General features: G+C 40.7%; 19 protein-coding genes. 2 read left to right on the forward strand and 17 right to left on the reverse strand.

Annotated elements, in window-relative coordinates:
* Positions 1–5 precede the first annotated feature (5 nt).
* From MED222_RS08775 to MED222_RS08695, 17 genes are all read right to left on the reverse strand, one after another.
* Positions 6–725 carry a class I SAM-dependent methyltransferase gene (locus MED222_RS08775; protein WP_009847486.1) on the reverse strand — a complete coding sequence of 240 codons (720 nt, stop codon included), beginning with the start codon at positions 723–725 and terminating at the stop codon, positions 6–8.
* 9 nt (positions 726–734) lie between these two features.
* The gene (locus MED222_RS08770) at positions 735–1664 is read right to left on the reverse strand and encodes a glycosyltransferase family 2 protein (protein ID WP_009847487.1); all 930 of its coding nucleotides are present in this window, start codon (positions 1662–1664) and stop codon (positions 735–737) included.
* On the reverse strand, positions 1657–3438 hold the full coding sequence (locus MED222_RS08765) for a hypothetical protein (protein ID WP_009847488.1): 1782 nt from the start codon (positions 3436–3438) through the stop codon (positions 1657–1659). Before MED222_RS08765 ends, MED222_RS08770 begins: the two co-directional genes overlap by 8 nt.
* A gap of 24 nt (positions 3439–3462) precedes the next feature.
* Positions 3463–4467: a tetratricopeptide repeat protein gene (locus MED222_RS08760; RefSeq protein ID WP_009847489.1), complete on the reverse strand. Its 1005-nt coding sequence runs from the start codon at positions 4465–4467 to the stop codon at positions 3463–3465.
* The gene (locus tag MED222_RS08755; RefSeq protein ID WP_009847490.1) at positions 4464–5435 is read right to left on the reverse strand and encodes a type II secretion system F family protein; all 972 of its coding nucleotides are present in this window, start codon (positions 5433–5435) and stop codon (positions 4464–4466) included. The genes MED222_RS08760 and MED222_RS08755 overlap by 4 nt, the downstream gene beginning before the upstream one ends.
* A 3-nt stretch (positions 5436–5438) precedes the next feature.
* The gene (locus MED222_RS08750; protein WP_009847491.1) at positions 5439–6404 is read right to left on the reverse strand and encodes a type II secretion system F family protein; all 966 of its coding nucleotides are present in this window, start codon (positions 6402–6404) and stop codon (positions 5439–5441) included.
* 10 nt (positions 6405–6414) lie between these two features.
* Positions 6415–7866 carry a CpaF family protein gene (locus tag MED222_RS08745; RefSeq protein WP_009847492.1) on the reverse strand — a complete coding sequence of 484 codons (1452 nt, stop codon included), beginning with the start codon at positions 7864–7866 and terminating at the stop codon, positions 6415–6417.
* 35 nt (positions 7867–7901) lie between these two features.
* A complete protein-coding gene (locus MED222_RS08740) occupies positions 7902–9116 on the reverse strand; it encodes an AAA family ATPase (protein ID WP_009847493.1) in 1215 nt (404 codons plus the stop codon).
* A gap of 1 nt (position 9117) precedes the next feature.
* A complete protein-coding gene (locus tag MED222_RS08735) occupies positions 9118–9618 on the reverse strand; it encodes a TadE/TadG family type IV pilus assembly protein (RefSeq protein WP_009847494.1) in 501 nt (166 codons plus the stop codon).
* Positions 9618–10046 carry a TadE/TadG family type IV pilus assembly protein gene (locus tag MED222_RS08730; protein ID WP_009847495.1) on the reverse strand — a complete coding sequence of 143 codons (429 nt, stop codon included), beginning with the start codon at positions 10044–10046 and terminating at the stop codon, positions 9618–9620. The genes MED222_RS08735 and MED222_RS08730 overlap by 1 nt, the downstream gene beginning before the upstream one ends.
* 2 nt (positions 10047–10048) lie before the next feature.
* Complete coding sequence (locus MED222_RS08725) at positions 10049–11314, reverse strand: Tad domain-containing protein (protein WP_009847496.1); 1266 nt, start codon at positions 11312–11314, stop codon at positions 10049–10051.
* Between the two features lie 14 nt (positions 11315–11328).
* Positions 11329–11598, reverse strand: coding sequence for a hypothetical protein (locus MED222_RS08720; RefSeq protein ID WP_032555265.1), 270 nt, complete (start codon positions 11596–11598; stop codon positions 11329–11331).
* Positions 11588–13045, reverse strand: a complete 1458-nt coding sequence (locus MED222_RS08715) for a type II and III secretion system protein family protein (RefSeq protein WP_009847498.1) — start codon at positions 13043–13045, stop codon at positions 11588–11590. Before MED222_RS08715 ends, MED222_RS08720 begins: the two co-directional genes overlap by 11 nt.
* Before the next feature lie 8 nt (positions 13046–13053).
* Positions 13054–13803 (reverse strand): Flp pilus assembly protein CpaB, encoded by a 750-nt coding sequence (gene cpaB / locus MED222_RS08710; protein ID WP_009847499.1) that lies wholly within the window; start codon positions 13801–13803, stop codon positions 13054–13056.
* Positions 13796–15145, reverse strand: coding sequence for an ATP-binding protein (locus tag MED222_RS08705; protein WP_009847500.1), 1350 nt, complete (start codon positions 15143–15145; stop codon positions 13796–13798). The genes cpaB and MED222_RS08705 overlap by 8 nt, the downstream gene beginning before the upstream one ends.
* Before the next feature lie 39 nt (positions 15146–15184).
* Positions 15185–15715 (reverse strand): A24 family peptidase, encoded by a 531-nt coding sequence (locus tag MED222_RS08700; protein WP_009847501.1) that lies wholly within the window; start codon positions 15713–15715, stop codon positions 15185–15187.
* A gap of 162 nt (positions 15716–15877) precedes the next feature.
* Complete coding sequence (locus tag MED222_RS08695) at positions 15878–16066, reverse strand: Flp family type IVb pilin (protein ID WP_009847502.1); 189 nt, start codon at positions 16064–16066, stop codon at positions 15878–15880.
* Between the two features lie 194 nt (positions 16067–16260).
* On the opposite strand from MED222_RS08695, the gene MED222_RS08690 reads away from it, so the two are divergent.
* Both MED222_RS08690 and MED222_RS08685 read left to right on the forward strand, forming a co-directional pair.
* Positions 16261–17010, forward strand: coding sequence for a helix-turn-helix domain-containing protein (locus MED222_RS08690; RefSeq protein ID WP_009847503.1), 750 nt, complete (start codon positions 16261–16263; stop codon positions 17008–17010).
* 90 nt (positions 17011–17100) lie between these two features.
* Positions 17101–18789, forward strand: coding sequence for an AMP-binding protein (locus MED222_RS08685; protein ID WP_009847504.1), 1689 nt, complete (start codon positions 17101–17103; stop codon positions 18787–18789).
* Positions 18790–18938 lie beyond the last annotated feature (149 nt).

The raw sequence follows: 18938 nt of genomic DNA on the forward strand, positions 1-18938 counted from the left end.
CACCTTTAATTTCCCGATAACGGTTTAATACCATGAAAGTTGAAGAACAAATTGCAATCAATAAGCGGCACAAAGCTCAGCGGCCAAAATGATTTTTGGTGTTCAGGAAGGTAATACCTTAAGAAAGCGATTAGGTTATTGCATGGATTGACATGCTCTCTCGCCATAATGTAATCGTAATGCCACCCCTTCTGTAAGGCGTGTTTTCTTGTCGTCATATAACGGCCGATTTTCCAAGCGATCCCAGGATCGGTAGGAATCAAAATAGACAGAGTGCCTCCAGGTTTTAACACTCGCAACCACTCTTTGATCACCAAGTGAGGCTCGTATAAGTGCTCCAATATATGAGTTGCGATCACGCGATCAAAACTATTGCTTTCAAAATCTAACTCACAAGCATTAGTTACGTTAAAAGTGAGTTTGTCATAAGAATTGATACGACTGAGTTGCTTATCTGCTACTTCGAGTGCTGATGCATCGCCATCACTCACGATATACTCGTCAAAGGTGTGTTTGACGTGCAATAAGTGTTCGCCCGTTCCTGAGCCCACTTCTAACACTCTCGAAAAGTGTTCACTTTCACCAAATGGCTTTTCACATGCTATATGACCAGCTCTCATCACATAACCCGTTGTATTGCCGTTATAAACTCGCTCATCATATTCATCACTGAAACGAGATAAATAATCGATCCACTCTTTGTCTTCATCCTTGCTTGTTCTCATGCTTGATTCCTATTCAGATAGCGTTTTATCACTCGTTCGTAATATAGAAAGGATCCTCATCTCTCGCCTACCTCGTGATACGTTGTCGAGTATCAACCCACAGAAAAAAGACATCACCGCTATCAATGCAATTGAACTAGACAAAATAGCAGTAGGCACCCTTTCGACGAGCCCAGTATCGATGAAGTCGATGATAACGGGGATTCCTAAAACCAATGAAATGAAGCAAAGCAACATAGACAATACGCCAAAGAAGAACATTGGCTTTACATCTCTCAATAAGAACAAAATGAAATTGAGAATTTTGAGCCCATCACTAAAGGTATTCAATTTGCTGGCTGTGCCTTCAGGCCTTGATTGATATTGCGTCGAAACTTCTTTGATTGGCATATTATGATGTAGCGCATGAACGGTAAGCTCTGTTTCTATTTGGAAGCCATCACTGAAAATGGGTACGGTTTTGACAAATCGATGGCTCATAATTCGATAACCAGAAAACACATCACTCAATTGAGCATTGAATGCTAAATTAATCAGCGATGAAAACAGCTTATTTCCTAGGATATGCCCTTTGGGATAAGCCATTGAAGCTCGCTCTCGACTTCCAATAATCATATCGAGTTTTTCATTATCCAATTGTTCGATCAGCGCAGGGCATATTGACGCATCGTAAGTGTCATCACCATCAGCCATCACATAGATATCAGCATCAATATCAGAGAACATTCGCCTGACAACCTCCCCTTTACCTTGGCGAGGCTCATGTCGAACAATAGCCCCAGCTTGCAAGGCCTCGTTTACCGTGTTGTCGGTTGAGTTATTGTCATAAACATAAATAGATGCATCAGGTAAAGCCTGCTTAAAAGACATAACTGTCTTCCCAATAGCACCCGCTTCATTAAAACATGGGAGCAATACTGCTAATTTCGGCTTATTCATTCTCACCCCTCACTTTAAAAACTCGGTAACCATCCTTAACTCCGTCGTATGTCACCTCTAGCCAATCTGGAACATTATCCCCATGAAGCCTTTTAACTAGAGAATTATCGCTTCCCGACGCCTCCAGAAGAGATAAATGAGGGTCATTACCAATCAATATATAATCAACCCTTTTGTCTATTATTTCTTTTCTTGCTAAGAGCATGTCCTCTTCTAGCATCACTTCAATTAGGAATTGGTTGCCAGCAATATTTCGATGGTAAGGCGCTGCAATGATACTGTTGTTGGTTTTTGCTAGTACAGGAGCGCCGGTTTCTATCCCAGAAAGAATTGTATGTGAATTAATACCGTTATCTTTTAATACTTTAAATATATCTGGTGGGTTTTCTATATTATCAAAAACAGTGGTTACTTTTTCTTCTGGTGACAAAATAACAATAAAAAGTGCTAAAGCTAAAGGAGCACCAGAGAAGATAACAATAATTTTTAGAACTGAATATCTAACAACATCGGACAATTTTATAATAAAGTATGCTTGAAAAGGTGCAGCTAAAACAAAGCACAGCCTCATTATTCTAATCTGCCAAAATAGCGCAAGAAATAAATTAAACATAAAGATGATGTACAATATTATTGCATGGTGGTTTTTTAACTTAAATATCGGGGATAGAATTGCGGGAACCAATAGCAACGCATAGTTTTCAACAGAAAATAAACCATGGGTTGATATATAACTAGCAACAGATTTAGCTTCCGTGACTTGATCAAGCCAATACATCTTAAGTATTGGAGGGTAATCAATTAATAAAGCACTAGTAAGTGATGGGTAAACAATAAAAACAGGAAGTAAACACAATAAACCAAGAGTAATAAACAGGAAAGTCCTTTCAGTTACACTCTTATCATTACTCGCCAACCTGTGATAAAAATGAACAAACAACCAACCACTAAAGAATAATATTATAATAATAAATGATACTTCATCATATTTTAAAACAAAAAACTCATCGTAAGGCCTATTCAATAAAACAGTAATAGATGACAAAACCGTACAATTAGCGTATAGCTTGGAGATATAACTAAAGTATCCGTTATTAAAAAAACTGAAATAGACAGTATAAAGAAAAAAGAACGGAAAAAACAACAATAGATTATCCACACCCGTCCACAAAGATAAAGATAGGAAAGTGGATTGTATATAAACACGCCATGATTGATTGAGATTACGAGTAGTAAGAGGTGTAACTGAAAGAAACAGTGCTGCTAATATAAGTTGAATATTATGGTGATCAATAGAACCTGGCAGGAAATGAATAATTGAAGGAGAGGAAATAGCAAACATCATACTTATGAAACGATATTTGCTCCCAAAGTATTGGTCACATAAATAGAAACATGATAATGCGTAAAGTAACAAGTAAAACAATGGCACAACAGAAATCGAGATTGAATAAGCAAGACTATCATCAATTATAAATAGCAATGGGAAAGCGACTATAGATAACATTAGATCAGGAAACCGAGACCAATGAATAATAATGCCATCGAGAGCATTGAAATTACTCATCGGTTCTAAGTACCAATGACCACTTTTCATCCACGCTTGGAACTGAACATAACGCATATAATCATCGTTATCATTTAGATTGAGTGCGGATACTGCTTCCCACTTGTAAAACAGTATCACTGATGCGCAGGCAAACCAAAAAATAGAGATTACAATGACATCTTTATTTAAACTTTCACGGTTAGGCAATATAAAGATCCTTTTCATTGCACTAAAACTGGCGCTAAGTAGTTATTGCTTCATCTCTCTTACCTCTGATAGCGCTCTATTCAGATTTTCATTGGCGATTTTGTAATAAGAGGGTTTCTTATCAATTGCTTGTTGAAGGTAAGGAACGGCTTCATCTGGTCGACCTTGAATAATTAAAAAATACCCTACATTGTTCAGAGCTTCAGGTGCATCCATATGACGCATAAACACATTTATCGCTTTTTTCACATCACCTGATGCCAAATAAATGAGCGCAAGGTTGTTTTGAGCCTTTTCATTGTTCGGTTCTATCTCTAAAGCCGAACGAGTATATTGATACGCTTCTTTGTAGTTACCGTACATGTAATGGGAATACCCCATATTCAGTAGAGCTTTCACTGATGTCTTATCGATAGTAAGCGATTTTTTAAAGTATTCTTGTGCGATTTGATGTTTTCCATCGACATCTTCCAGCACGCCAATACCCATAAAGGCTGATGCAGGAGACATACTGTCAACCTTCAAAGCGGCTACTTCACTTTGACTTAAGGCCTGGTAATTTGTAATCGTTTCACTACTTTTTAAACGAACTTGGTCTGCATTGATCGCCTTAAAGAAATAGCTTCTTCCCTCATCTGTACGACGCTGTTTGGTATATAAAACGCCTAACTGCTCCAGCACTTCCGTATGTGCCGGATTAAAATCTAATGCCGCCAGATACGCTTTTTCAGCCAGTGCATAGTTGCCTCTCGATGAATGAATCCTGCCGATAGTAAACAACGTTTTATCGTGAAACTCTTGCTCAGGAAAAGACAGAGAACGAATGTATTCGTAAAGAGCTAAATCGATATTGTTATCCCTTAAAGCTACATCACCGCGCATAATGGCTTCTTTTTCACTGACAGGGGGATCGTCACTGGTTAAGGTGTCAATTGGCTTCCCCGAATACAACTCGGCATCAAACTGATTGGTTGGTTCATCAGAAGAGGCACACCCTAAAATTAATAACGGCAGTAAAAGTAAAACCATTCTATTCATTAGCATCATAAACCGACTCCTGGCGCACTCAATGCGTCCATAACAATCATCATCCCTGGTCCTAGGGCAACAATAAAAAAACAAGGCCAAATAAATAACAACATAGGAAATAACATCTTAGTGGGTATTTTTGCTGCAATTTCTTCCGCAGCTTGTTGCCGCTTATCTCGAAAATCTTCGGTATAGTCTCGTAAAGTTTGCGCCAAGCTCCCCCCCATTCTTGAGGCATGAGACAGCAAGGATACGAGTCCGTCTAACTCATGAAGTCCCGTTCGTTCAACGAGCTGACTCAAAGCATCTGGCATGGTGACACCTGCTTGTATCTTGGCAAAAACAGTATCCAACTCATCGGCAAGTTCGGGCTGTGAAATGTATAGTTCGTTAGCAACTCGTCCTAGCGCAGCATTAAAACCAAGACCGGACTCTGTACAAACCACCAGCAGATCAAGAGCATCTGGTACACCATTCTTGATCTTTCTCTGTCTATCTTTTTGCATTTTACTCAATATAAAATTGGGTAAAAACGTACCGACAAAGATACAAGTCACGATCAATAAGTTGTTGTAACTGCCCCCTATCGCTAAATAAAACACCATAAATGCACAAACAAACCCGACAAGGGCTGAAAGTACTTTGAAAGCATAAAAGACAGAAAGCGCACTTTTTTCATGGTATCCGGCATGCATGAGTTTTTCTGAGTAAGTTTCGTTGTCTTTTTTATTCCCTCGTCCAATAAATGGCGTTAACGACTCTAACGTATTGGTAAAATCGTAAGGTTTTCGACTACTCGTATGACGACCACTGGATATCTGCTTTAGCTTTTTATCCAACGGGGAGCGAGTGCCTACAAAAAGAAAACCAAGCGTAAGGGTCAGTAACATAGTGGTCAGCAAGATCATCCCGTACAGTAAGGCTTGGCTACTGATCCCGAACTCAGAGAGTGCTTGCTTCCATACATCTAAATCAAAGAATTCCATAATCTATATCTCGATATTTATTATTTTTCTTATCCACAACGCCCCAATAGCCAACAAAATAACCCCAATACTGACCATCGATATTCCTCTAGGGTCGGTATACAAAGGTTCTATGTATTCTGGGTTTACGAATTTAAGGCCGAAAAACAGAACAAAGGGAGAAAGAGTCAGTATCCAGGCAGAAAGCCGACTCTCAGCAGAGAGAGTTTTGATTTTTCTTTCTAGTTTAAAACGCGCTCTCAGTACTTCAGATACTTTTTGCAGATTCTCAGAGAGATTCCCCCCAGTCTCTTTCTGCAGCATGACTGCACTAGAAAAAGCCAACATCGAAACCGTGGGTGCTCTTTCTGTCATTTGCATAATAGCGAGCCTCAAATCGTAACCGTAGTTCAACAAGTTGTAGGTGTTCTTAAATTCAACGCCAATAGGTTCAGGCATCTCCTCACCCACCTCATTGAAAGACTGAACCAATGGCTGACCTGCTTGTAAAGCTCTCCTGATAATATCCAAAGCTTCTGGTAACTGTTCTTCGAATCGTGCCATTCTGTATGTCACTCTGTTTTGAACAAACAAGTAAGCAACAACCCAAGCAAAGACAAAAGCCGCTACACAAATGAACCACACTTGATTTGATACTAAAGCAACCAAAGCCAACAAAGTGGCGCACAAGAACACAATCAATAAGAAGCGACTTAAAGTGATCTTCAGCCCCGCCAATTCCAGCATACGTTTTAGGTCTGCAAAGAAAGGAATGACAATCAACTTCCGGTCAAGTGGTGATAGTTCTTTGTTGTAGTGATCTTTTAAGAGCGACAAACTCTCTTCATCAATATTTCTTTGTGTCTCTTTTAAGCGACGAGTCAACTCTTTGTGCTTAGCTTTTTTTCCGGCAGCTGGCAATAATAAGGCTTGTGAAATAAACAACACCGCAACAAACAATAGAACCAATGAAACTGTTACGCTATCCATAATCCGCTCCTCAGCTATGTGATTCGGTAAAGAGCTCAAACGGCAAATCAAGACCACGCTTCACCAATTGGTCATGAGACTGAGGCACCACACCGGTTGCTGTGTAATAACCTAAAATATTGCCATGCTCATCGACACCTTGACGCTGAAAGTGGAAGATCTCAGACATCGTGATGACCTCTCCTTCCATACCATTTATCTCTTGAATGCTCACCATACGGCGCTTACCATCTTCCTGCCGCTCCATCTGCACAACTAAATGGATAGCAGAAGCAATCTGCGCTCTGAGGTTTTTGGTAGAAATGTTCCAACCAGCCATCGAAAACATATTCTCAACACGGCTTAGAGCATCACGGGGGGTATTGGCGTGAATAGTGGCAAGAGATCCATCATGACCAGTATTCATAGCCGCTAACATATCGACAGCTTCGCTACCACGCACCTCACCAACCACAATTCGATCCGGTCGCATACGTAAGGTGTTTTTTACCAATTCTCTTTGACTAATCTCCCCTTTCCCTTCTAAATTAGCAGGGCGGGTTTCTAGGCGAATAACATGGGGTTGTTGAAGTTGTAACTCGGCAGAGTCTTCTATAGTAATGATTCGTTGGTCTCGAGGAATGAAACCAGAAAAGATATTCAGTGTGGTTGTTTTCCCTGACCCCGTCCCTCCTGAAATCAAGATATTAAGCTCACCTTTCACTGCAGCCTCCACAAACTTAGCCATTTGTGGAGAGGCTGATTTATACTCCAGTAAATTATCCATAGTTAAGCTATCCACAGCGAAACGTCGTATGGATACCGATGGGCCATCTAAAGCAAGAGGTGGGATAATCGCATTCACACGAGAACCGTCGGCCAATCGAGCATCCACCATTGGAGAAGCCTCATCAATTCGACGCCCCACTTGGCTAACAATACGGTCAATGATGTTTCTAAGGTGTCGGTCATCTAAGAAAGTATAGGGTGTCTTTTCCAATTTCCCCCCTCGCTCAACGAACACACTCTTAGGTCCATTCACGAGAATATCGGATACCGTTTTATCTGCTAATAACGGTTCTAACGGCCCCAGTCCAAACACTTCATCCTCGATTTGCTTGATAACTCTTTTTCGACCTTCAGCACTCAGGGCATGACTTTGATCGTCAGCCATTAGCTGAACAATCGCTTCATGGAGGTCGACTTTAGCACGCTCCTTATCAAGGCTAGAAAGCAAACCAAGGTCGAGTGTTTCTAAGAGCTGCTTATGGAAATAGTGTTTAATTGATAATTCTTGTTCTAAGACTTTTTTTGCTTCATTAACCGATTTTTCTTGTTCTTCTCTGGCATCTAGCCCTTTTAAAGCAACTGAATCACTAGCATCACCTTGAGGAAAGGCAGCAACGTTTTCGCTCTCCTGCTGCGAAAATTGTTCTGCTTTTTTTTCAAACTCCGGATTTATATTTTTTCGTTTAAAGAACATAACGATCCCTCATCTATATGCTTAGAACAAACAATCTATGAAAATATCTTTTTGAGCCAACTCTTCTCTTCTTGTTCCGGAGGAGAAAGGATGTGAGATAAATCGATGATCGACCGTGTAATCGAACTCTTCTTTTTTGACTCAACCAAAGGCTGACCTAAATTGGCACTCTCTAGTGCCACTTTAAAATCGTTAGGCATTAAATGGATATCATGCTTTCCAACGGTCTGTTCTATATCCGATAATTTAATGGTTTGTCGTTTCTCATAACGATTTACGATGATCTCTATTGCATCTTGTTGTAATCCGTACTCAAACTTCAGCGTTCTTACTAAACGGTTACTGTTTTTAACAGACACTAAGGTTTGTTGAGCAACAAGTAGCACCTTAGTCGCAGGGGAGATAGCCGAAGCAAAGATATGATCCAAGCCTCGAGAGAAATCAATGATAATGTAGCGATAGAAACGGCGTAGTACAGGTAATAACTTTCCAATTTTCTGGGCGTGCTCATAATCATCCGCGTTGTTTTCATGCTTGAAACTTAAAACATGCAACCCAGATGTATGCTTGTTCACTAAACTTCCTAACGACATTTCATCCAAATCATTAGAACTGTCGATGGCATCCGAAATACTGTAGGACGGCGTGATATTCAAATATTCTGGAATAACACCAAACTGGAGATCAATATCAAGCAACAGCACCTCATTCGGGTGATAACTTGCTATTTCTACGGCTGTATTGAGCGCTAAGGTTGTCGCCCCCATACCACCTTTAGTATTGATAAATAAAAACACTTCACCATAACTAGAGTTTTCAATTTTCTCCGCTGCAGTTTTCTTAAGTAGCGGTAAAAGACCTGAAATTGAAATGTCATGAGATAGAAAATCAGAAGCACCAAGTCTTAGCGCTATTTTCAATGAGCCGTTATCACTCTCATCACCAAACACAACTAAAGATAAATCATGCTCTTCTAACTGTAGGTTGTAGCTTTGAAGATCCACCATTTTCTGAGCCCAACCACCACTTGCTTCAACAAAAATAAGATCGGGAGCATCTATATTTTTCACATACTCTTCAGTCATACCTAGCAAAGAAAAAGAGTCGATATGAACATTTCGACAGCGTTTTAATTGCTGTCTCATATGTGCATGAAATTTTTCGTTGCTATAGATAAGCCATACATTCAAGTTGGTTTTAAGGCGAATCGCATCGTCTTCACTTGGTAAAATATCAATTGCTTCGCCCATACTACCCACCCTGTACTGGTTCCGGACACCTTGTCCTAGTATTTGTTTCAGCCTTTATCACACCCAAATTCTCAGCTGGTAAAATTGTCTCAAACGCAGGGGCAGTAAGAAAACCATTGGCCCCTAAAAAGCTTAGGTTACTGATCAGTTGAATGCCATAACCTATAGCTCTTGCTCTAACAAACTTGATCGCACTCAGGTTCGCTTCGAAATCAGAAGTAATTTCAACGCCAGAAGCATCTAAGTACGCGACCTCCAAATTACTATCACTAAAGCCTAGTAGTGGTATGTCTTCTACGACAACCCCCGCAATGTTATCGCGATCTAGCACGTAACAAACGGTCGCTAACCTAGCTGCTTTTCTGGTCGCCTCATTAACAATCTGCAATGAAAATACGTAAGCCCCTAAAGCTAGAATCAGAAAAATCAGCAAAAACACCAACCAAGAAACAATCGTAAATTCGATGATGGCTAAACCGCTATGTTTCTTGATTGACTCCATCAAAAAACCCTCATCACGGACGACACACTCAAGGGAATTGATAAACTTTCAGATGAAAATGGGACAGATAAGAAATGAGGAACATACTCATAATTCACCGTTATTCTCACATAACTGTCCGCAGTGGGAGGAGTAACAACCACATCAGAAGTTGCAAGACTAGAAAGTATGGCTGTACCTACCGTGTTTTTCCCGTAAACCACGATGTTTTGAATTTCCGCAGTCGGCGCCAATGCTCCACCTTGTGTTCCATAAACTTCGCTAACTGCGTATCGAGCCCCATTTTGAACCGATTTAGATATCACATTGTAATGAATTAGAATGTTTCCCAACTCAAGAACCAACACTAAGAAAAACAATAAAACTGGTGTTGCAATCATCATTTCAATAGCTGCGAGACCTTGCTGCTTGTTTAATTTCCTATTCATAACTAAGAGCCTCCCCCATCAGGGTCTTTATACAAAACAATTTTGTATGGACCTTCAGTTGATGATTCAGAACCACCAGAGCCACCAGCGACACTACAAGAATGTATAAACTCACCAAATACTGCTGGGGTTCCTGAATTGTTACTTGGTGCCTTTTGCAATAAGAAGAAACACCCTATTTTCTGCACGGTAAAACTGGTTACTCCACCACTTTTACCCGAACAATCGACCATCGGAATTGGAAGAATGCGTCGCCATGCTGTACCACCAGAAACACAACCCGAACCATTGTTTGTAATACATGCGTTTGTGTCTGACTCATATTGAGCATAGGTATAAGAGCCATCAAAATTAATGTCGCCCGTTTTTTTATCTATCTTAATTTGGGAGTTAGGCTCGGTAGTGACATAATCAGAAGGATAAGCTGAACTTGATAAACCACCACCATAATCACCAAAGCGAGTGTTCAACCCATCAGCAGTGGGGCCGACAGTTCCCCCGGGCTTGGTAGTGACACTATCGCCAATAGCTACGGAGTAGTCGTAATAACCAGCCAACGCCTCTTTTACTGTTTTTCCCCCAGACCCAAAGTCCAGCAAGTGATAGTTACCATTCCCCATTTGTGACAGTTTTTTATCACCCACTTTTAGAGCATGAACGGTTCCTACTTCATAGCCAAATACATTGGTAATTGCTTCACCGGTCGCATCATCATAGCCGTCTTCATTGATGTCATTATCTGAAGTTCCATCACCAATACATACTCCAATAGGTACAATGTTGTTGACGACTTGCAGTCCAGAACTAGGCCCAGCAACCGCTGTTGCAGATACATCTTTAGCTAAACCAAACATCTGAATGAAAAATTCATCCATATCCAGTGAACTAACATTAACGCGAACATAAACATCATCATCAGCACCAAACGTAGTTGTCCCCGCAAAACTTTGAGGGTCATTGGAGTATTCAACACTTACCACTGCTGTAGAAAAATTAAATTCATGATTACCAGAAGCTCCCGCCATAGCATTCAATGTTGATGTAACTTCTGCAGATACCGCAGCCTGGTCTTTGCTGTTATCCAATATAGTGGCTGCAGCCAATGCAGCGGAGTCAACCGCATTCTGTAAGCGCGTTTTATTCACTAGCATATGGTTGATGTCCACCGCCAAAGCAGACACCGCAAGGAATACGAGTAACGCAATGGTCACAAAGATGACCACCAAACCTCCCTGCTTCTTGGGACTATTTGATACTTGATACGACATAAAGTACCTCCACGCTAATTAAAGCTTTGTAAAACCTGGCTATTATTTCCGGAAAGATCCTCATCACCTTTGCCCACATAGCTGTCATAACTAGCTTGCATACGCTCACCAGTCCCATCAGGTAAAACTTCCAAGTTCTCTTGAGTCGCGTTCGGGTTGTACGTTTGTTCCACTTTCAACTGAACAACCGACTGCCCTAAAGGCGCGTCATTCGCACAACCAACTAATACCAGTGCGAGAAAGACCATCATTGTTCTAATCATATCTATCTCCTTACAAATCATGACCGAATGAACCTTCACTACCACCATCAGTTGGTGTGATAGGTTTAGAAGAACTTACATTACTGTTGTCTTCAGAATCAGAAGGCTCAGCAATATAAGCGCTTCTACCTAACAAGTAATATTCCAGGTCATTCGGGTCAACAAAGGCATCAGTTGGCAGTGTGACTTTGCTTCTGTCTACGGGTTTAGCGAGCCTAGGCGTAACAAGAATGACAAGCTCTGTTTCGCCAGATACATACTCTTGACTATTGAAGAGCTGACCTAAAATTGGCACATCCCCAATACCTGGCATTTTGTTACTGACGTCCCGCACGTTTTCACTCAGAAGCCCCGCAATACCAATAGTTTGTCCATCCGCAAGTTCAAGCGTAGAAGAGGCACTTCGACGTGTGATTGGAGGGATGAAATACGTCGCATTCGTCGAACCAGGGTCGATAGTCAATGAACTGCTGTTCGCAATTTCACTCACATCCACAGCCAAGTTTAGATTGATCTTTTTATCACTCAGAACCGTTGGGATAAATTTCAGACCGACCCCATACTCTTTATATTCAATCGTAATACCATCTTCATCTGGCACAGGGATAGGGAATTCACCACCCGCTAAAAACTCAGCCTTAGATCCACTTAATGCGGTTAAGTTAGGTTCAGCTAATACTTTCGCTACACCATTCTGTTTTGCTACATCCAGGGCGAATGTAAACAGGGTATTACTATCAATGAACGAGCCTAAAATCCCGTAATCAGTAGAGGTTGGAATATCAAAGACAGGCGTAGCCCCTAATGCACCAGCAGGAACCGATGATGCACCCCATGAAAAGTTAGAGCCACTGGTCTGGAAGAAGTGGAAATTGGCATCGAACTTTCTCACTAAGCTTCGCTGAACCTCGGCGACCGTCACTTCTAACATGACTTGTTGAGCGCCACCAATCGACATTAAATTGATGACTCCGGTGGCAGCAACTTGCTCACTACCACTCTCTTTAGAGTCGTCTGCAGCTTGCCCTGCTGCGTAAGTTTCAGCAATTCGCATGGCAACATTCATCTTCTGTTGGTTGCTAATTTGCCCACTCAGTAACAAACGATTCTGCGCGCTGTGAACCTCTATAGTCTCATCAGGAAGAAACTCATACAGCTTGGACTTCAAACTATTTAAGTCATGAGTGACCTCGATATTAATCGACTCAATCAACTGTCCTCGTGAATCCCAAGCCATCAGATTTGTCGCACCTAACTTTTTACCAATCAAAAACACTTCGTTAGATTTTAAAATTACGATATCCAAAACATCAGGATCACCAAGTGAAACCTTGCTCGCTTTGCCTGATAACACCACATGTGTAGATTTATGGTGTGGAACCGTCACTGTTTTTCCCGTTTGCAATGCAGCAACACTTGCGGTCGAAAAACAAATCAGGCTCAAAAATAACGCTAATATAATTCTCATATCTCACCTCAATCCTTGACGCGCACACTGGATGTTTCCGTACCCTTGATAATGGTGACACTGGGTCTAGGCACGTATCGACGAACGACTTTTTTATCAACCTCATGAGGGTTCCTTAAGGTAAGCTGAATACTGCCTTTGCTCTTCGCCGTAAGAAGCTTCTCTGCATCTTTTGGGGTCACCTCAAGTGTTACCGCTCGAACTATGATAGGGCTGTTTTCTTTGGTTCTTGCTGTTTGGTCTACGGCTAACACTTTAATATCTTTCAACACTGTTCGAGTCGCCGCAGAGTTTTTGCCATAGGAAACGGTATTAAGAATATCGACCTTGTTTCCTGGTAATAGAAACCCTGCCACACCAATAACATCATCGACTCGAATAGTTACTGCTCGCTTATTTTCAGGAATCAACGCAGCGAGTGTTGAACCTTCACCAGGAACGGTAAAGCGCAACTTATGAAGCACCTCTCCTGCGTAGATAGTATTGGCGACAACTTTTCCAATTAGCTCGTTTTGATCTGAGTAATTATTTTCATTGATCCAATCCACTTCCATCAGCTTCGTCGTTAAGTACTGATCTTCAATTACGGTTCCAGCTTCAATTTCTTGAGATGCGACTACAACCGGGTGACGTTCAACCTCTTCAACTTCAATCGTCGGTTGAACTTGGTTATCCATCCATTGCTTAGCAAAAAATACAGCCGCTAAGCCGAATACTACGGACAGTAAAAACAATAGGAATACCTGACTCTTATTCATTATTTTCTTCCTCGTGTCCATCAGAGGTAAAGTAGACTTCCCATGCCATGGAAAGAATATCGAAAGTAATAACTGGCGGGAGTTGCTCAAATGAAAGAATATCTTTGCTAATACCAGCGAGATCTTTAGGTAAGCAAGGGAAAAGCGGCACTTTGTATAGCGTGTGCATTTGAGACAATCGCTCAAAAAAACCATCTTGAAGTTCTACCCCTTTATCAGAAACGACACTCATCCATAAAGCTTCATAGTCTCGTTGGCAAAGAGGTTTAAATTCAATTTTATAACCCAACCGACGCAAGAACGCTGGGTCACTGATCTTATCCGGGTTTAAGTTGGTAGAGAAAGCGAGTGTGAGCACAAATGGCATCGTAACTTGCTGTCCATTCGGTAACGATAAGTAATCGAAGTAGTGCTCCATAGGTACAATCCAGCGATTAAGGAGGTTGTCCACTGGCATTGGTTGACGCCCGAGGTCATCAATAACCAAAATCCCATTATTTGCCATCATTTGTAAAGGCGCTAGCCAAACTCGGCTGTTCTCAGAATGATTAACTTCGAGCATATCCATGGTCAACTCTCCACCCACCTGGATATTGGGTCTTTCACAATTGAGCCAACGCTTGTCGTACTGATCCTTGAGAGAAACCAATGTTTCACTACCGTTACTGTCTAGCGGTTTATGATGTTGCGTAGAAAAAACTTTAATAATATTACCGAAGGCGTAAACGGCATAAGGGATAAACACCGAAGTATGCAAAGCATTGACGATACGTGTTGCTACAAACGTTTTACCTGTACCAGCATGCCCATAAAGAAGTAGAGCCCTGCCGGAATTAATTGCAGGTCCCAACACTGATATCATTCTGTCGACTCCGTAGACGTCACTAAGAGCCGCTTCAACATGCGATCGAGTCACTAATTCAGAACGTAAATCTTGTTGATTAACAATATTGCTATATTGAGAAAGAGATACGGGAACGGGTCCTAAGTAAGCATCTCGAGTGAAAGCTAAATCAGCTTCTTCTATGCCTTTTTCAGACAGTGAATAACGGACATGGCTGTGTGAAGATGAGTCTAACGTTAAAGCTGAAGTTGGTTGAAAAACTTCAATGAATGATTTTTGTCTAAGTACCGCAAGTCCATTTTCTACAATGTGCGTAACCACACACAAATAGTTAGATAGATCCAAGACATCTGACTTAGGGTAAGCGGACAGGTGTTTGAGTAATAAATTTTCAATCACAACCTCAGGTACACCAAGCATTTCAATGGATGTAGGAACCACAGGTGCTGATATTTGAGGCTTTAAATTACTCGGGGACGGTATCCCACTAATATCCATATGCTCTCTCCAACACATCGAATAATAATTCAATTTAAATTACGTAAAATAGCTATACATCGCTAAGCCTATAACAACTGAAGGTGCGAAAGGCATCGTCACCTTATTTGAATACCTAGAATGAACCGTAGACAAATTCTTTGTTCTAGTTGACATTCCACTAACTAACATTAATTTCTCTTCAAAATAGTTTCTAACGGTCAGAGATTCACTGTTTGCATTATTATAGAGTAAGTAAAACGTAGCGATTATCCCTGAGGAAATGAGAATATAATAAGAAGTATCAAGTAGATTTCCCCATCCAACATATAGACCTATCACACCCAAAAACTTGACGTCACCAGCAGACATTGCTTTTAATAAATATAAAAAAAGCCCTGAGAAGAAAAGAGTAATAGCCCCCATCAAAGAAATAACAAGTGAATCCCAAGAAAATCCGCCATTAATCAATAAAATAAAGTACAGCAATACGAATAAAATCAGCACCTTATTCGGTATCCGACTTTCTTTCACATCGAAGACTGAAACAATAATTAATAGCACCCAAAAAACTAGAGATTCACTTATCATTCATTTATATACCTGACACAATTAATATGAACTTACTGAATAAGGCTGTAGCTATACCAGAGAATATGGCCCAAGCAAAAATGACAAGTAAAGCAGCACCGATAACGTACTCGACAATAGTTAGTCCTTTCTGCTTTCTAATTCCCTTTTTATTCATAGTGTCTACGGGGCTGTTGTCGTACTAATAGCATTAACAATAGCACTGAGTTTCGCTGACAAGACATTACCAATTCCACTGAATATGGTTGTCAACCCTAACACGAGCATAGCAGCACCGATCACATATTCGATGACCGTTAAACCTTCTTCATCATTCATAAATTCTTTAATATTTTTCAATAGGTTATTCATAAGAATCTCTCCTTGATTTACGTATCAGGTTTTATTTACCTGTAAACTAAATCTAGAGCTGAACGATATATTAGGTTAGGATTATTTTGCCATTTACTTGCACTTTCTTGTGGTACTTCTAATCTAATTACTATTACTTGTTATTCGGTTGTTTTTAGACAAAAAAACCGATATGAAACGAAGATTATATTGATATGAAAATAGTAACTCCGTTATTGTCGGACAAAGATAGTGATTTCAACTCCGTTATTATTAATAAAATAGGCCACTATTTTTCTATTAAAAACTTCAAACAAGACATATCTATAATCAGTAACTTAGATGTAAGATTGGTATTTTTCATATTGAATAGCGCAGATAAAACCCAACTACTTACCATGGCTTTATCTATTTGCGAAAATTTGAACAAAAGAATTGTCATTATTTGCTCTGACCCGTTACCTAATATCGTTCGAAATCATAAGAATATATTTTTCATCATAGAAACAAACAGTAATCATCTGACCAGTCAATTCGAAGAGCTTAAGGCCAAGACACAGCATATGTTCGAGTCCCACTTCGATATCGACAGAGACACAAACAACAACAACCAACTGCCTGTAAAGGTCTTCACATCCGAAGTTATTAACTTTGTGATGGACAACATCAACAAAGAAATCAGAGAAACAGAGATCGCCGAGAAATGTCACTGTTCAACCACCTATTTTTCTAAGAAGTTTCATCTACACTTTGGAGTAAGCTTTAGAGACTTCGTGTGCGATAAACGCATTCTACTTGCCAAAAAGTTAATCGAGGCAGATACCGAATCAAAAATTGCTGTCATTGCCTATCAATGTGGATACAAGGATGTGTCATATTTCTCGAGAATTTTTAAGAAACGGACTGGAGTAACGCCTGCAAGTTACAGGCGAGCCTGCACAGATAACGGAAAACAAAGAACATAAACGCTAATTTTACTCCCTAAAAGAAAAAATCATGGTACATTTAACATGATTTTAACAAAAATAACTTAGCGAAAAACATGGAGTTAGACAATGATTCAGCCTAACGAGTTTAGCCAAGAACAAGCAACAGCTCTCCCTACACCCAATGACATGATTTTAAAATGGGCAGAAGAACGCCCCGATGAGGTCTACTTAAAGCAAATTATTAACCGCCAATTTGTTGAGTTTACTTATAAAGAAGTGGCCGACAAAGCACTGAAACTGGCGTCAGCATTAGAAGGACTCGGAGCCCAACCCGGTGATCGAGTCGCTCTCGTATCGAAAAACTGTGCAGAATGGTTTATCTGCGATCTTGCCATGATGTTAGGAGATTTTGTCAGCGTCCCAATCTTTCCAACAGCGGGTGCCGATACCATACAGTACTGTATTGAACACAGTGAAAGTAAAATTGTGATTGCGGGTAAACTCGACGATCCTAAGGCCACTCAAATAGTACTGGATGATAATCCAAACTTGGTGAGTATCTCACTTCCCTACGATAGCGCAGCGAAGTGCCAACATACTTTCGAACAACTCATCGATACCCATGAACCCTCAACCAAGCGTCCTCAGCATCACGATGATAAAGTAATGTCGCTTGTTTATACTTCGGGTACATCAGGGCTACCAAAAGGCGCGATGCTCACATACGGCGCCTTTACGTGGTCAGTTCAACGGTTGATCGATCATATTGGTATCCAACCCGGCGATCGCTTGTTCTCTTATCTACCGCTTGCCCATATTACAGAACGCGTTTACATCTTTGGCTCATCGGTAATGGGCGGTATAGTCACTGCTTTCCCGGAGTCTTTAGATACCTTTATTGATGATGTGAAAATGCATCGCCCTACTCTATTTATTTCAGTTCCTCGTTTATGGACTCTGTTCCAGCAACGAATCCAAGATAAGCTTCCGCAGAAGAAACTGAATTTCTTACTTAAGATTCCGTTTATCAACAACATCATTAAGAAGAAACTGGCTGATGGCCTAGGGTTAGATCAAGCCCGCGTTTTGGGATGTGGTTCAGCTCCGGTATCACCGGCTCTACTCGCATGGTATGAGAGTGTTGGTCTACACATTACCGAGGCTTGGGGAATGACAGAGTCTTTCGCCTACAGCACGATTAATCACCCGTTTAGAGCCGACAAAATTGGTACTGTGGGTAATGCTGGTCCGGGCATCGAACTCAAAATTGCAGAAGATGAAGAAATTTTGGTTCGAAGCAAAGGTATGTTCTCTGGCTATTACAAAAATGACATAGCCACCCAAGAGTCTTTTAACTCTGAGGGATGGCTTCATACTGGCGATATTGGTGATATCGACAGCGAGGGCTACCTAACGATCCGGGGACGTAAAAAAGACACCTTTAAAACTGCGAAAGGTAAGTTTGTGGCTCCAGTGCCAATCGAAAACAAACTGTTTGAATACAGCCGCGTAGAAATGATGTGTTTGATCGGCTTAGGCTTACCTGGTCCTATCCTACTAGTGGTACCGCATGACTTCCCTAATTTTGATCGAGCTCGTTATGAAAGAACAAGTAAACGTGTCATTGAAAAAATGAACGAACAGTTAGCCTCGCATGAGAAGATCAAAGGGGTACTGATGATTAAGGAACCGTGGAGCATCGACAACGGTGTACTTACCCCGACTCTCAAGATAAAGCGACATATCCTTGAGCAGAAATACCATGAAATCGGTCATAACTGGCCGAAAGATAAATTAGTGGTTTGGGAAGAGTAACCGTTACTGTTATTACTGCTAACGCTAACAAAGCTAAAAAGCAGTTAGCAGTTAGCAGTTAGCAGTATAATAAACGACAGCACTAAGAGGGAGCTGAACAGCTCCCTCTTTTTATTTTATCTAGTTCTGAATGATATGCTTATGTGAAC

It is taken from the genome of Vibrio sp. MED222, assembly GCF_000153005.1.
GTDB classification, from domain to species: Bacteria; Pseudomonadota; Gammaproteobacteria; order Enterobacterales; family Vibrionaceae; genus Vibrio; species Vibrio tasmaniensis_A.

Coding starts and splice junctions, on each gene's coding strand:
- MED222_RS08775 (WP_009847486.1), bottom strand. CDS start 725: ATGAGAACAAGCAAGGATGAAGACAAAGAGTGGATCGATTATTTATCT.
- MED222_RS08690 (WP_009847503.1), top strand. CDS start 16,261: ATGAAAATAGTAACTCCGTTATTGTCGGACAAAGATAGTGATTTCAAC.
- MED222_RS08745 (WP_009847492.1), bottom strand. CDS start 7,866: ATGTTCTTTAAACGAAAAAATATAAATCCGGAGTTTGAAAAAAAAGCA.
- MED222_RS08730 (WP_009847495.1), bottom strand. CDS start 10,046: ATGAATAGGAAATTAAACAAGCAGCAAGGTCTCGCAGCTATTGAAATG.
- MED222_RS08685 (WP_009847504.1), top strand. CDS start 17,101: ATGATTCAGCCTAACGAGTTTAGCCAAGAACAAGCAACAGCTCTCCCT.
- MED222_RS08705 (WP_009847500.1), bottom strand. CDS start 15,145: ATGGATATTAGTGGGATACCGTCCCCGAGTAATTTAAAGCCTCAAATA.
- MED222_RS08760 (WP_009847489.1), bottom strand. CDS start 4,467: ATGATGCTAATGAATAGAATGGTTTTACTTTTACTGCCGTTATTAATT.
- MED222_RS08695 (WP_009847502.1), bottom strand. CDS start 16,066: ATGAATAACCTATTGAAAAATATTAAAGAATTTATGAATGATGAAGAA.
- MED222_RS08765 (WP_009847488.1), bottom strand. CDS start 3,438: ATGAAAAGGATCTTTATATTGCCTAACCGTGAAAGTTTAAATAAAGAT.
- MED222_RS08735 (WP_009847494.1), bottom strand. CDS start 9,618: ATGGAGTCAATCAAGAAACATAGCGGTTTAGCCATCATCGAATTTACG.
- MED222_RS08740 (WP_009847493.1), bottom strand. CDS start 9,116: ATGGGCGAAGCAATTGATATTTTACCAAGTGAAGACGATGCGATTCGC.
- MED222_RS08700 (WP_009847501.1), bottom strand. CDS start 15,715: ATGATAAGTGAATCTCTAGTTTTTTGGGTGCTATTAATTATTGTTTCA.
- MED222_RS08725 (WP_009847496.1), bottom strand. CDS start 11,314: ATGTCGTATCAAGTATCAAATAGTCCCAAGAAGCAGGGAGGTTTGGTG.
- MED222_RS08720 (WP_032555265.1), bottom strand. CDS start 11,598: ATGATTTGTAAGGAGATAGATATGATTAGAACAATGATGGTCTTTCTC.
- MED222_RS08750 (WP_009847491.1), bottom strand. CDS start 6,404: ATGGATAGCGTAACAGTTTCATTGGTTCTATTGTTTGTTGCGGTGTTG.
- MED222_RS08755 (WP_009847490.1), bottom strand. CDS start 5,435: ATGGAATTCTTTGATTTAGATGTATGGAAGCAAGCACTCTCTGAGTTC.
- cpaB (WP_009847499.1), bottom strand. CDS start 13,803: ATGAATAAGAGTCAGGTATTCCTATTGTTTTTACTGTCCGTAGTATTC.
- MED222_RS08770 (WP_009847487.1), bottom strand. CDS start 1,664: ATGAATAAGCCGAAATTAGCAGTATTGCTCCCATGTTTTAATGAAGCG.
- MED222_RS08715 (WP_009847498.1), bottom strand. CDS start 13,045: ATGAGAATTATATTAGCGTTATTTTTGAGCCTGATTTGTTTTTCGACC.